We start from the raw sequence: 13033 nt of genomic DNA, 5'->3' as shown, positions 1-13033 counted from the left end.
ATGTTCTCCTTCATAGCCCGCAGGGTGGCCGCCGCCATCGGCACGCTGTTCCTCTCCTCCGTCCTCGTCTTCCTCGCCGTACAGGCCCTGCCCGGCGACGTCGCCACCCAGATCCTCGGCAAGGACGCGACACCGGACGCCGTGGCCGCCCTGCGCGAGAAGCTGAAGCTCGACCAGCCCGCTTGGGAGCGGTACGTCGACTGGGTCCGCGGCGCGCTGCACGGCGACTTCGGTGTCTCCCTCGTCTCCGGGAAGGCGGTCGGCGGCGAAGTCTCCATGTACCTCGGCAACTCCGCGCTGATCGCCCTCGTCACCGTCCTGTTCGCCGTCACCGGCTCGATCGTCCTCGGCATCCTCGCGGGCCTGTACCGCGACCGCTGGCCGGACCATCTGATCTCCACGGTCAGCCTGGTCGGGATGAGCGTCCCCGAGTTCGTGGTCGCCACCGTGCTGGTGCTCTGCTTCTCGGTCGCGCTGCCGTGGTTCCCCGCGGTCGTCCTGTACGGCCCCGAGGCGAGCGTCGGTCAACTCCTGCCCTCCGTATGGCTTCCCGCGCTCTCCCTCGCCGTCGTCATGGCCGCGTACATCGTGCGGATGGCCCGCACGTCCGTCATCGACGTGATGGCCGGCGAGTACGTCACGACCGCCCGGCTCAAGGGACTGTCGAGCTGGCGGGTCGTCACCCGGCACGCCCTGCCCAGCGCGCTCCTGCCCACCCTGCACGTCATCGCGCTGAACGTCGCCTGGCTCGCGGGCGGAGTCGCCGTCGTCGAGAACGTCTTCAACTACCCGGGGATCGGCAAGCTGATGCTCTCCTCGGTCCAGAACCGCGACCTGCCCGTCATCCAGGCCATCGCCCTCATCAGCGCCGTCGTCTACGTCGCCTGCAACCTGGCCGCCGACCTCGGCGCCATGGCCCTCAACCCCAAGCTCCGCACCCGAGGGAGGACCCGATGACCACGCTCGACACCGTCCCGGTGGCCGCACCGTCGCCTGCCGCCGAGGCGCGCGCCGTCCGCGCCTGGCGCACCCTGCGCTCCTCGCGCGCCGCCGTCATCGGCCTCACGATCGTCGCCGTACACGTGCTGATCGCCCTCCTCGCCCCGCTCCTCACCTCCTACGACCCCATCGCCAACGACGCCTCGCACGCCCTGCTCGGCCCGAGCTGGGACCACTGGGCGGGAACCGACCAGTACGGGCGCGACGTCCTCGCCCGGGTGCTGTACGGCGGCCGGTACGCGCTAGGCGTCTCCGTCGCCGCGACACTGCTGACCGTCGCGCTCGGCACGGTCGTCGGGTGTGCGGCGGCGCTGCGCGGCGGCTGGTTCGACGACGTACTGGGGCGGGTCCTGGACGCCGTCCTCTCGGTGCCGTCGATCCTGGCGCTGCTCGTCATCGTCACCGCGCTGGGGACGGGCCCCGCGGTCATCGTCCTCGCGATCGCCGTGGTGTACGTGCCCCAGGTCGTACGGGTCGTGCGGGGCGCGGCACTTGCGGTGGTGCCCGCCGACTACGTGACCGCCGCCCGCGCCCGTGGTGAGGGCACCTGGTCGATCCTGCGGCGCGAGATCCTGCCGAACATCACGGACGTGGTGTGTGTCGAGTTCGCGATGCGTGCCTCCTGGGTCGTACTGCTCATCAGCTCGCTGTCCTTCCTCGGCTTCGGTGCCGATCCGCCGACCCCCGACTGGGGTCTGATGGTCGCCGAGAACCGGACCGCCATCACCGTCGTCCCGATGGCGAGCCTCGCGCCGATCATCGCCCTGGCCACGCTCGTGGTCGGACTCAACCTCGCGGCCGACGGCCTGTCCAAGGCGTGGGGCGTCGACCGGATCAGGGAGGGGTCCTGATGACCTCGATCGTCTCCGTGAAGTCCCTTTCCGTGGCCTACCGTTCGGGCGGTCGGGACGTGCCCGTCGTGCGAGAGGTGTCGCTCGACGTCGGCGCCGGGCAGACACTGGCGCTGGTCGGCGAGTCGGGCAGCGGGAAGTCGACCGTCGCCGCGACACTGCTCGGCCATCTGCGGCACGGGTCCCGGATCACCGCGGGCTCCGTACTCGTCGACGGGCAGGACGTCTTCGCCCTGCCCGCACGGGAGTTGAGGCGGCTGCGCGGCGGGACCGTCGCCATGGTCGCCCAGAACGCGGGCCACGCGCTGACCCCCTCCATGCGGATCGGCCGGCAGATCGCGGAGGCGGGCGGCGAGGTGCCGGTCGTGGACCTCCTCGAACAGGTCCGGCTGCCCCGCCCCGCCGAACTCGCCCGCCGCTACCCGCACGAGCTCTCCGGCGGCCAGCAGCAGCGCGTCGCCATCGCCATGGCCATCGCGGCCCGCCCCAAGGTCCTCGTCCTCGACGAACCGACGACCGGCCTCGACGTCGTCACCCAGCGCAGCGTCCTCGACCTGATCGGCGCCCTGCGCGACGAACTCGGCCTGGCGGCCGTGCTGGTGAGCCACGACCTCGGGGTCGTCGCGCACATGGCCGACGAGGTGACCGTGCTGCGGTCCGGCCGGGTCGTGGAGGCCGCGACCACCCGGCAGCTCTTCGCGACGCCCCAAGACCCTTACACCAGACGGCTGTTGGCGAGCGTCCCGCGCCTCGACGACGCAGGACTCGCGATCGTCGGCGAGGCGGGCGAGCGGGAGGTCCGGCCCAAGGCGCAGGTGCCCGACAGCTCACCGGTCGCCGTGTCCGCGCGGGACGTCACGATCGACTACGGGTCGACCCGTGCCGTGCACGGCGTCTCCTTCGACGTCCGGCGCGGCGAAGTCCTCGCCCTCGTGGGGGAGTCGGGCAGCGGCAAGTCCACGCTGGCATGGACGCTCGCGGGACTGCGTACCCCGTCCGGCGGCACGATGACCCACGAGTCGGGAGACCTGGCGCGCCCCGCCCAGAAGCGGCCGCCGTCCCTGCGGCGCCGGATCCAGCTCGTCTTCCAGAACGCGGACACCTCGCTGAACCCGCGCCGGTCGGTGGGCGACGCGGTCCGGCGCCCGCTGCACTTCTTCGGCACCGCCCCTTCGCGCACGGAAGCGGCGGCCCGAGCCCGGCAGCTCATCGCCGACGTACGCCTCGACCCGGCCCTCGCCGACCGGCTGCCCGCCCAGCTCTCCGGCGGCCAGCGTCAACGCATCGGCATCGCACGGGCGTTGGCCGGCGAACCGGACGTCCTGATCGCCGACGAGATCACCACCGCCCTGGACGTCTCCGTCCAGGCCGATGTCCTGAGGCTCCTCGACGACCTGCGCCGCGAACGCGAGCTGGCCTGCCTGTTCATCAGCCACGACCTGGCCGTCGTACGAGGCATCGCCGACCGTGTCGTCGTCCTGCGCCACGGAGTGGTCGTCGAGGAGGGGCCCACGGACGCGGTCTTCGCCTCGCCCGGACACCCCTACACGCGCCAGCTGATGGCCGCAGCCCTCGAACCCGACCCGGACGCCCTGCCGTTCGTCGACGGCACGGCCGACTGGGAGGACGACGCGGCCGGACCGGACGACCTCTGGACCGAACAGGGCAACGGCCACCGAGTGCGCCGCTGGCGCCCGGCCGGCCACCTCAGCACCGAAGGAGTTTCGTGAAGTACCGCGAGCAGTTCGAGCACCAGGTCGTCCGCGAGGACGTCTGGATCCCGACCCGCGACGGCAGGACCGAACTGCACGCCCGGATCTGGCGCCCGGCCGGCACCGATCCCGTGCCCGCGCTGCTCGAATACCTCCCGTACCGCAAGAGCGACTGGACCGCGCCCCGCGACGCCCAGCGCCACCCCTGGTACGCCGGGCACGGTTACGCCTCCGTCCGCGTCGACATCCGGGGCCACGGCGACAGCGAGGGCACACCCGGCGACGAGTACGACGAGCAGGAGCTCGCCGACGGCGTCGACGTCGTCAACTGGCTTGCCGCGCAAGCCTGGTGCACCGGCAAGGTCGGCATGTTCGGCATCTCCTGGGGCGGCTTCAACTCCCTCCAGATCGCCGCCCTCGCCCCCGAACCGCTCAAGGCGATCGTCACGGTCTGCTCGACGGACGACCGCTACGACAACGACGTGCACTACATGGGCGGCGCCCTCCTCGGCATCGACATGCTCGCCTGGGCCGGCACCATGCTGGCGTTCGCCTCCCGCCCGCCGGACCCTTCCCAGGTCGGCCAGGACCGCTGGCTGCCCATGTGGCGCGAACGCCTCGACGCCCTCGAACCCTTCCTGCACACCTGGCTGGAGCACCAGCAGCGCGACGACTACTGGCGGCACGGCAGCGTCTGCGAGGACTACGGCGCGATCGACGCGGCCGTGCTGGCCGTCGGCGGCTGGCACGACCCGTACCGGGACGCCGTACTGCGCCTCGTCGAACACCTCCCGGACGATCGCGTACGGGGGCTGATCGGCCCCTGGTCGCACCAGTACCCCGACCGCGAACTGCCCCCCGGCCCCGCGATCGGCTTCCTCCAGGAGACCCTGCGCTGGTGGGACCAGCATCTGAAGGGCGAGGACACGGGCGTCATGCGGGAGCCGCTGCTCCGCTCCTGGATCAACGACCCCGTGCCGCCCGCCACTTCGTACGAGGTGATGCCCGGCCGCTGGGTCGGTGACACGAACTGGCCCTCCCCGGCGGTCACATGGGACGAACGTCCGCTGGGCACGGGCGACGCCCCCGTCCTCGTACGATCGCCCCAGCACACCGGCCTCGACGCGGGCCGCTTCTTCCCCTTCGGTAACGCCAGCGACCTCCCGCCCGACCAGCGCGAGGAGGACGGCCGCTCCGTCTGTTTCGACTCGGCACCGCTGGAGGAAAGGGTCGAGATCCTGGGCCGCCCGCGCGTCCGGCTCCGCCTCGACAGCGCCACCCCGCGCGCCAACGTCGTCGCCCGCGTCTGCGACGTGGCCCCCGACGGCTCGTCCACGCTCGTCACACGCGGCGTGCTGAACCTTCTCAGCAGGCACGGGCGCGACCGGGCCGTCGAGTGGACCCCGGGCACGTACGAGGACGTCGAGTTCGAGCTCAACGGCATCGGGTACGCGTTCCCGCCCGGCCATCGCATCCGCGTCGCCGTCTCCGACACGTACTGGCCATGGGTGTGGCCGCACGGAGAACGCGGCGAGCTGAACGTCGTACCGGCTCAGAGCGCGCTGCTCCTGCCCGTACGGGAAGCCGTGGACGAGCCACCCATCCACTTCGAGGAGCCCGAACAGGCGCCGCCGCTGCCGGTGACGTACGACCGGCCCGCCGACCCGGGGCCCGAGCGGCTGGTCACCCACGATGTGGCGAAGGGGGAGTGGACCCTGGAGGTGGACCCCAACTACGGGGGATCCCGGACCTACCCGGACGGCCTGCGCTACGAGGAGAGTGCCCGCGAGACCTACCGCATCCGCACCGACGACCCGCTCTCGGCCACCGCTGTCTCCGAGTGGACGATCCGGCTGCGGCGCGGGGACGATTGGGACGCGGAGATCGTTACGCGGACGGAGCTGCGGGCCACGGCCACGGACTTCATCATGGACAGTCGCATCGAGGCACGGGCGAACGGAGAGACAGTGGTCAAGCGCGTATGGCACCGGAACACCCCGAGGACGTCGGCGTGAAGGCCGCCAGGACCCCTCGCCGTGCCGTCGCCGCCGCCGACCGCACCCGCCAGCCCACCGAGGTGCGCCGCCGCCTCATCGTGGAGGCGGCCGTGCCGCTCATCGCCGAGCGCGGGTACGCGTCGGTGGGCGTGCGCGACGTCGCCGCCGCGGCCGGGGTCTCGGTCGGCACGGTCACGTACCACTTCGGCAGCGTCCAGGAGATCCTCTCCGAGGCGATGGTGCTGCACATCGAGCGGTACTACGCGGCGCTCAGCGACGCCGCCGAGCATGCGACCAGCGGGGCCGAGGCGCTGCGGCTGCTCGTGGACGCACTGTTCACGGAGGACACCGACCGGCACTGGCGGATGTGGTTCGACTACTGGAACGCCGGCGACCAGGACCCGGACCAGGCCTTCGCCCGCGGCCAGGGACAGCGGTACGAGGCCTGGCACACCCAGATCCGCGAACTGGCCGAACGGGGCGTCGCCGACGGCGAGTTCACCTCCGAAGACCTCGACGGCTTCACGGTCCGCTTCGCCGCACTCGCCGACGGTCTTGCCCTGCAACGCCTGCGGCAGGCACCCCCGCTGAGCACGGAGGACGCCAGGCGCCACCTCAACCGACTGGTCGAGACAGAGCTCCGGAGCCCGTCGGTCGGGTGACCGGCTGCCATGATCGGCGGAATGAGACAGCGAATAGACCTGGACCTGGCCGCGGCCTTACTGGTCGAGCACAGAGCGCGATGGACGTCCGATCAGTGCGTGGTGTCTCCCATCCTGTGGAGTGGAGGCGGGGACGCTCCTCCCGTGGCGGACCGCAGGCATGTGGACGCCCCGAACTGGTTGGGATTACGGATCACGCACGCCGGCTGGGAAGTCCGGCTTGACGTGGAGCTGGAGGCCACCGGGTGGGCGCACCTCCACTTTCTCTCGGAGACCGCCGGCGTGCACGAGCGCCGGCGGGTCCGGTCGCTCGACAGGTGGGACGCCCTGCTCGATCAGGCGGTGGCGAGGGCCTCCCGTATTCGCCTGGTCCACGCCCAGCTGGTGGCCCGTGCTTGCACCACGGGATGGCTGGACTGGATCCACGGGGAGCTGTGGCTGCTGCCGACCAGCCTCGTCCGCATACGCAGTGGGCTGATGGCTTCCGTGGCGAAATCCCTGGGCTCAGGTCCGACCGCGCCGGAGCCGGCCCACACCATCGCCCACGACCCCGCGGCCATCCTGGCCGGACACCGCACCAACAAGATCATCCCCTTCGACGGCATCGACCGGGCGCGCCTGCACGGCGGTATCACCACGTCGGGCATGACCGTCTCCATGACTGACGGCACGCGCCACAAGCTCCTGTGGATGAGCTCCGAGCCGGCCCGCCGTCTGCTGACGGACCGATTGCTCCCGATCCTGGGTGACCGCCTCACCCGGTGACGGCCCGTCAGCTCACGTGATCGGCGATCACCCGGGTGATCTCCCGCGTGATGCGCACGATCCCAGGTGACCGGACCGCACACGGCTTCGGCGTCGACGTGGTGGGCGCCAGGCAGAAGTGCAGGTAGTCGTCGTCGCGGTGCAGGGCGGTGCGGTCGCTGGCCTGCTGGGTGCAGTACACGGGGTTCTCGTGCTCGTACGAGGTGCACGGGAGGTACTGGACCCAGGTGTCGCGGGCCGACGCCGGGCTCACGGTCTTGCCGGCGTCGGCGAGCAGGTCGCCCGAGGCGCGGGCTCGCTGCTCGTACAGCGAGTTGACGGTGTGGATCCGGTCGGGCGTGATCGGGTCGGGCCCTTGGAGTACCCACACGATCCTGGGCCGTTGCGCGCCGCCCGCCTCCGCGATCTGGTCGGTGAGCTGCTTCATGTCGGCTTCGTACCGCTTGAAGTACGTGCTCTTCGACTTGTCGTACGTGATGCCGTCCATGCACGGCGTGTAGCCCCAGGCGTTGGCCCAGAACTGCAGCACCACGTAGTCCGGTCGGAGCGAGCGGACCAGGGCGGCCGCCTTGTCGGCGGGCGGTACGAGGGAATCCGCCCCGGTCCCTTCCAGGTAGTCGCACAGGGTGGTGCCCGAGTACGGGGCGCTTGTGTACCGCGCGTCCAGCTGATCGCGCAGGAGATCCCCCAGCACCTTCTGGTTCTCCATGGCGAGCGAGTCGCCGAGGTAGAGCACCGTGGGCGCCTTCGAAGGGTCGGCCGACGCGGTCGGGGAGGCGGCGGGCCGCTGACGCGTCGTCGAGCTCGGTGACGCCGAGGTTTCGGGCGTCGCGCGAGCGGGCGGCGACGCCTCGGGCTCCGACGCCGGGTCGCCGCACGCGCCGAGCAGCAGCCCCGCGAGCAGCGCCCCCACCATCCACCGCTTGCGCATACGCCAACTCCCGCCCCGCCCACCGAAAGAGCTCCCCAGGCAAGCACAGGCGGGCACAAGGAGGAAGACGAACGCCGGTCACATCTCTGCGCCTTGCGGCCCTGCGCCGCCCCAGCCCTCGACGACTCCGGAGAGAAGCTCCAGCAGATCCCCGAGCGGCAGCGGCTTCGCCATGTGGGCGTCGAATCCGGCCGCCCGGGACTCGCCGTGGTCGGAACCCCGGCTGAACCCGGAGACCGCGATGAGACGCACCTTGTCGCCGTGCGGGCGGGAGCGCACCCCGCGGGCGACCGTGTAGCCGTCGATGTCCGGCAGGCCGAGGTCGCACAGGACGACGTCGAAGAGGCTGGACTCGGTGGCCGTCAGCGCGTCCGCGCCGGTGTGCACGGCCGTGACGTGGTGACCCTGCCGCTCCAGCAGGGCGCGGTAGGTCGTGGCCAGGTCCGTGTTGTCCTCGACGATCAGGATGGCCAGCTGCCGTGCCGTGGGGCGGGCCGGCGTCGCGGGGCGCGGTTCCGGGGTGCCGGAGGGGGCGAGGGGGAGCAGGGCGCGGAACGAGGCGCCGGTTCCGGGACCGTCGCTGTGCGCGGTGATCCGGCCGCCGTGCAGTTCGACGATCGTCCGGACGACCGCGAGCCCGAGGCCGAGCCCCTCGGGGGTGCTGGGGCCCGCGGGAGCCGCCCGCATGAAGACACCGAACAGCTCCTCGGCCTGGGCCGGTCGGAAGCCGATCCCGTCGTCCTCGACAGTGAGCAGCGCCTGCCCGTCCAGCGTGGTCAGCCGCACCCGTGTACGGCCGCCGGGGAGCGTGTACTTGAGCGCGTTGGACAGCAGATTGGTCAGCACCTGGGCCAGCCGCAACCGGTCCCCGTCGACGAGCACCGGATCGGCGGGCAGTTCGACGTCGAGCGTGCGGCCCTCATGGCCGAACAGGCCACGAATGTCGGCGGAGCCGCTGTCGACGACCGAGCGCAGATCCGTCCGCCCGCGCACCAGCTCCATGCGACCGGTCACGGCCCGCGTTCCGTCCAGCAGGTCGTTGCTCATCCGCACCAGCGTGGCGAGCTGCCGCTCCAGGACCGACAACGCCGGATGGCAGTCAGCCAGGTCGAGCGCCAGCAGCTCGGTCGCCGCCGTGGCGGCCGCCAGCGGATTGCGCAACTCGTGCGAGAGGGTCGCGATGAACCGGTCCTTGGCCCGCTGTTCCTCCCGCAACGTCCGTCCCGCCGCGTCGAGATCGGCGTTCGCACGGCTCAACTGCTCGTTCACCTCGCGGATCTCCCGCGCGCGCACGAAGAGGTCGATCTCCATGCCCTGCGCGAGCATCTGCGCGTCGGCGACGGCACGCTCCTGCTCCCGCCCGACCTGGCGCAGATGCACGAAGTCGGTGACGTCCTCGACGCGGTGGATGATGTGCGTGACCCGCCCGTCGTCGAGCACGGGGGTGTTGACGGGACTCCAGTACCGCTCGGCGAACGCGCCCGCCTCCCCCGTGGGGATGTCGTACCGCTGCAAGGCCATCGTGTCCGTACGCCCGGTGTCCACCACCGTCCGCAACGAGCGGCGCAGGTTGGCGACGCCGTTGGCCGACGGGTCGTCCGGGTTGTCGGGGAACACGTCGAAAATGGGGTGTCCGACGATGCTCCGCTCGGTGCGGGTGGCCGTGAGATAGGCGCGGTTGACCTCCACGATCGTGAAGTCGGGCGCCAGGATGAGCAGTGGGGAGAGCGTCGAGTCGAACAGGAGCCGGAAGTCGGGCGTGGGATGCGGGGTGCTCGCGGACATGGCGGCCCTCAGGGATCGAGTCGGTAGCCGAAGCCGCGCACCGTGGTGATCCGCGGTGCGGGAGTGGGCAGCCCGGCGAGCTTGCCGCGCAGCCGGTAGACGTGCTCGACGACGGTCGCGGGCTGCTGCCAGGACGCTCCCCAGATCTGCTCCAGGAGTTGTTCGGCGGAGAAGACCCGGCCGGGGGAGCGGGCCAGCAGCTCCAACAGGGCGTACTCCTTGGGCCGTAGCGTCAGCGGCACGCCTGCCATGTCGGCCCGACGGGCGGCCGTGTCGACGCGCAGCGCCCCGACCTCAAGGACGGAAGGCACCTCGGGCGGCTGGGACCGGCGCAGCACGGCCCGGATACGGGCCACGAGTTCGCGCTGCGAGAAGGGCTTGACCAGGTAGTCGTCCGCGCCGATCTCCAGGCCCGCGACCCGGTCCGCCTCGTCACCGCGCCCGGAGACGACGATCACCGGGAGGCGGCTGGTGGAGCGCAGCGACCTCAGCAGCTCCAGGCCGCTGCCGTCCGGCAGCCCCAGATCGAGGACGACCAGATCGATGCCGCCGTCGTACATCGCGGCTTTCCCGGCGCGTGCGTCGATGGCCCACGCGACGGTGAACCCTTCACGTTCCAGATAGGTACGGCACATCAGTGCGAAGTCGGGATCGTCCTCGATCAGCGCGAGGTGTGGACGCATTCCGCACCACCCGGCCCAGCTGCCGCCCACACGTTGTGTCCCTGGTGAGCGGGCGTTGATGCCCCGACCATGTGGCGAAGGTAGAACAGGAACCACCCACGGTTCAAGGGGGAGCCGCCCGGGGGGAGTTCCGGCTCGGGTTCGCGCGGCGGTGCGGGGATGTCATCACCGCCGCACGAACCCGAGCCGGGACGCGCCGACCCTCACTTCCCGGGATCAGCCGACGCCGCGAACCAGCAGGTCGGGCCTCACGTCGCGGTCCGTACGCGGATGCGGGAGGCGAGTACCGCGACGTCGTCCTCCGCCTGACGGGCGTTGAGACGGACGAGCACCTCGTCGAGCAGAGCGTCGATACCCGCCCCCGGCGGCAGCCGTAGCCTGGCCAGTCGGGCGAGCGAGGCGTCGATGTCCTCCCCGCGCCGCTCCACCAGACCGTCGGTGTACATCACCAGGGTGTCGTCGGGGGTGAGCGTGCGGGTGGCCTGTTCGTAGCCGCCCACTCCGGTGCCCAGCGGGGGGCCGACCGGCAGTTGGAGCAGCTCGCCGGTGCCGTCCTTGGAGAACACGACCGGAGGCAGGTGCCCGGCGGAGGCGAGCGCGGCCGTGCCGCGTGCCGGGTCGACCTGGACGAGCAGACAGGTGGCCGGTCGCCGGTTGCCGTCCTCGGCGACCGCGGCGTCGAGCCGGCGCAGTACCCGGTGCGGCGGCAGGTCCGTGGAGGCGACGTAGCGGAGCATCGAGCGGTACGCGTTCATGTCGACCGCGGCGTTCAGGCCGTGCCCCATGACGTCGCCCACGACCAGCAGGGTGCGCCCGAAGTGCAGCCGTACGGTCTCGAACCAGTCCCCGCCCACCAGGGTGCTGCCACCGGCCGGGAGATACCGGGTGGCCAGGTCGAGGTTCGGATGCGGCCGGCCCGGTTCGGCCAGCAGCGCCCGCTGAAGGTTCAGCACCGTGCTGCGTACGGCGTTGTGCTGGCGGGAGTGGCCGAGGTGGACGGCCGCGAGGCGCGCCGCGTAGTGCGTGCCGGAGGTCTCCAGGTCGGTGAACTCCTTCCCCTGCCGGACGGCGAGCATCACCCCGTACAGACGTCCGTGCGCGAGCAGTGGCACGGTCATGACCTGCCGCGGGATCCGTCCGGACAGGTCCATCGAGGCAGTGATCGGATGCCCCTCGTCCAGCGCCTGCACGGACAGGGGCCGTGCTCCGTGCGCGGGCCACGGGGTCAGCAGCCCGGAGTCTCCCGCCGTGGCGACGCGTGACAGGTCCGGCTCGTGCGGGTGCTGTGTGCTGGCCGGGGCGTCCGCGGGCAGCAGGTCCACCGCCGCGGCGTCGCAGAAGTGCCGGCACACGAACGCGGCGAGCTCCTCGCACGTGGTCTGCTCGTCCAGCGTGGTGCCGATCGACTCGACGGCATCCTCCATGGCACCGAACGGTGACTCCGCACCCGGAGTGTCCGCACCGCCTCGGCCCGTCATGCCACCTCCACAGCCACACACGCCTGGGTCCATCCACGCACGGGGGAGACGGGCCCGCACCCCGGTCAGTGCCGGGGCGGCATGTCGTTCACCAGCACGGCGGCACCGTCGAAGCGGCCGGCCTTGAGGTCCTGCAGGGCCTCCTGGGCTCGTGAGAGCGGATACGTGTGTGTCGTCGCGCGTATGCCGTGGCGAGCCGCCAGCGCCAGGAAGGCCCGCCCGTCCTCGCGTGTGTTCGAGGTGACGCTGCGCAGCTCCTTCTCGTAGAACAGCTCCCGCTCGTAGTGGAGCGGCGGTGTGTCGCTCAGGTGGATCCCGGCGACGGACAGGACTCCGCCCCGGTCGAGCGCCCGCAGGGCCACCGGGACCAGGTCGCCGACCGGCGCGAACAGGATCGCGCTGTCCAGCGGCTCGGGGGGCTCCTCGTACGCTCCGCGGGCGGACGCCGCCCCCAGGGCGAGCGCCAGCCGCCGGGCCGCCGGGTCCCGCGTCAGTACGTGCACGGTGGCGCCCTGCGCCAGCGCGAGCTGCGCGCACAGGTGGGCACTGCCGCCGAACCCGTACAGACCGAGCCGCCCGCCCGGCGGCAGCGAGGCCCGCAGTAGCGCGCGGTAGCCGATGATGCCCGCGCAGAGCAGCGGGGCCAGGGCGACGTCGTCCAGGTCGCCGGGCAGCCGGTACGCGAAATCCGCCGGCACGGTTGTGTACTCCGCGTAGCCGCCGTCGGCGTCCCAGCCGGTGTATTCGGACGCCGGACAGAGATTCTCGGCCCCGCGCACGCAGTACCGGCACGTGCCGTCCGTACCGCGCAGCCAGGCGACGCCCACCCGGTCGCCGAGGGCGTAAGCGCGCACGTCCTCGCCCAGTGCCGCGACCACGCCGACGACCTCGTGCCCGGGCGTCACACCCGGCCGGTGCACGGGCAGGTCTCCCTCGGCGACGTGCAGGTCGGTACGGCAGACACCGCAGGCGCGGACATGTACGAGGAGTTCGCCGGCCCGCGGCACCGGCACCGGCTTCTCGACGAAGCGCAGCGGCCCCTGCTCGATCGGCCCGGGCCGGACCGCTTCCCACGCGTGCATCATCCCGTGCCCCGTCCCGTCGACGACCCCCGCTGTCCGCTCTCCAGTTTGGTGCGGAACGTCCCGTTCGGCGCGCGGCCCGGGCCGC

General features: G+C 71.9%; 11 protein-coding genes. 6 read left to right on the top strand and 5 right to left on the bottom strand.

The features are described 5' to 3' along the window. The 6 genes from OG219_RS03280 to OG219_RS03255 all read left to right on the top strand — a co-directional run bounded on the left by OG219_RS03280 (nucleotide 1) and on the right by OG219_RS03255 (nucleotide 6986). Complete coding sequence (locus OG219_RS03280; RefSeq protein ID WP_266822646.1) at nucleotides 1–957, top strand: ABC transporter permease; 957 nt, start codon at nucleotides 1–3, stop codon at nucleotides 955–957. Beyond that, a complete protein-coding gene (locus OG219_RS03275) occupies nucleotides 954–1850 on the top strand; it encodes an ABC transporter permease (RefSeq protein ID WP_266822644.1) in 897 nt (298 codons plus the stop codon). The genes OG219_RS03280 and OG219_RS03275 overlap by 4 nt, the downstream gene beginning before the upstream one ends. Next, nucleotides 1850–3580 (top strand): ABC transporter ATP-binding protein, encoded by a 1731-nt coding sequence (locus OG219_RS03270; protein ID WP_266822642.1) that lies wholly within the window; start codon nucleotides 1850–1852, stop codon nucleotides 3578–3580. The genes OG219_RS03275 and OG219_RS03270 overlap by 1 nt, the downstream gene beginning before the upstream one ends. Further along, nucleotides 3577–5577 carry a CocE/NonD family hydrolase gene (locus OG219_RS03265; protein WP_266822640.1) on the top strand — a complete coding sequence of 667 codons (2001 nt, stop codon included), beginning with the start codon at nucleotides 3577–3579 and terminating at the stop codon, nucleotides 5575–5577. Before OG219_RS03270 ends, OG219_RS03265 begins: the two co-directional genes overlap by 4 nt. Beyond that, complete coding sequence (locus OG219_RS03260) at nucleotides 5544–6221, top strand: TetR/AcrR family transcriptional regulator (protein WP_266822638.1); 678 nt, start codon at nucleotides 5544–5546, stop codon at nucleotides 6219–6221. The genes OG219_RS03265 and OG219_RS03260 overlap by 34 nt, the downstream gene beginning before the upstream one ends. A gap of 144 nt (nucleotides 6222–6365) precedes the next feature. After that, nucleotides 6366–6986: a hypothetical protein gene (locus OG219_RS03255; protein ID WP_266822636.1), complete on the top strand. Its 621-nt coding sequence runs from the start codon at nucleotides 6366–6368 to the stop codon at nucleotides 6984–6986. Nucleotides 6987–6993: 7 nt separating this feature from the next. On the opposite strand, the gene OG219_RS03250 is transcribed toward OG219_RS03255, so the two are convergent. The 5 genes from OG219_RS03250 to OG219_RS03230 all read right to left on the bottom strand — a co-directional run bounded on the left by OG219_RS03250 (nucleotide 6994) and on the right by OG219_RS03230 (nucleotide 12945). Then, nucleotides 6994–7917 carry an SGNH/GDSL hydrolase family protein gene (locus OG219_RS03250; protein ID WP_266822634.1) on the bottom strand — a complete coding sequence of 308 codons (924 nt, stop codon included), beginning with the start codon at nucleotides 7915–7917 and terminating at the stop codon, nucleotides 6994–6996. Between the two features lie 78 nt (nucleotides 7918–7995). Then, nucleotides 7996–9702, bottom strand: coding sequence for an ATP-binding protein (locus tag OG219_RS03245; RefSeq protein WP_266822633.1), 1707 nt, complete (start codon nucleotides 9700–9702; stop codon nucleotides 7996–7998). An 8-nt stretch (nucleotides 9703–9710) separates the two neighbouring features. Further along, nucleotides 9711–10385, bottom strand: a complete 675-nt coding sequence (locus tag OG219_RS03240) for a response regulator transcription factor (RefSeq protein WP_266822631.1) — start codon at nucleotides 10383–10385, stop codon at nucleotides 9711–9713. A 248-nt stretch (nucleotides 10386–10633) separates the two neighbouring features. Beyond that, on the bottom strand, nucleotides 10634–11863 hold the full coding sequence (locus OG219_RS03235) for a PP2C family protein-serine/threonine phosphatase (RefSeq protein WP_266822629.1): 1230 nt from the start codon (nucleotides 11861–11863) through the stop codon (nucleotides 10634–10636). A gap of 65 nt (nucleotides 11864–11928) precedes the next feature. Then, nucleotides 11929–12945 (bottom strand): zinc-binding alcohol dehydrogenase family protein, encoded by a 1017-nt coding sequence (locus OG219_RS03230; protein ID WP_266835985.1) that lies wholly within the window; start codon nucleotides 12943–12945, stop codon nucleotides 11929–11931. Nucleotides 12946–13033 lie beyond the last annotated feature (88 nt).

It is taken from the genome of Streptomyces sp. NBC_00038, from assembly GCF_026343635.1.
Classification (GTDB): domain Bacteria; phylum Actinomycetota; class Actinomycetes; order Streptomycetales; family Streptomycetaceae; genus Streptomyces.
The sequence above is the reverse complement of the archived record's forward strand: the minus strand, read 5'-3'. Positions and strand labels throughout refer to the sequence as shown.

Excerpts from the sequence above, each read along its gene's own strand:
- OG219_RS03280 (WP_266822646.1), top strand. The coding sequence starts at position 1 with ATGTTCTCCTTCATAGCCCGCAGGGTGGCCGCCGCCATCGGCACGCTG.
- OG219_RS03275 (WP_266822644.1), top strand. The coding sequence starts at position 954 with ATGACCACGCTCGACACCGTCCCGGTGGCCGCACCGTCGCCTGCCGCC.
- OG219_RS03270 (WP_266822642.1), top strand. The coding sequence starts at position 1,850 with ATGACCTCGATCGTCTCCGTGAAGTCCCTTTCCGTGGCCTACCGTTCG.
- OG219_RS03260 (WP_266822638.1), top strand. The coding sequence starts at position 5,544 with ATGGCACCGGAACACCCCGAGGACGTCGGCGTGAAGGCCGCCAGGACC.
- OG219_RS03250 (WP_266822634.1), bottom strand. The coding sequence starts at position 7,917 with ATGCGCAAGCGGTGGATGGTGGGGGCGCTGCTCGCGGGGCTGCTGCTC.
- OG219_RS03245 (WP_266822633.1), bottom strand. The coding sequence starts at position 9,702 with ATGTCCGCGAGCACCCCGCATCCCACGCCCGACTTCCGGCTCCTGTTC.
- OG219_RS03240 (WP_266822631.1), bottom strand. The coding sequence starts at position 10,385 with ATGCGTCCACACCTCGCGCTGATCGAGGACGATCCCGACTTCGCACTG.
- OG219_RS03235 (WP_266822629.1), bottom strand. The coding sequence starts at position 11,863 with ATGACGGGCCGAGGCGGTGCGGACACTCCGGGTGCGGAGTCACCGTTC.
- OG219_RS03230 (WP_266835985.1), bottom strand. The coding sequence starts at position 12,945 with ATGCACGCGTGGGAAGCGGTCCGGCCCGGGCCGATCGAGCAGGGGCCG.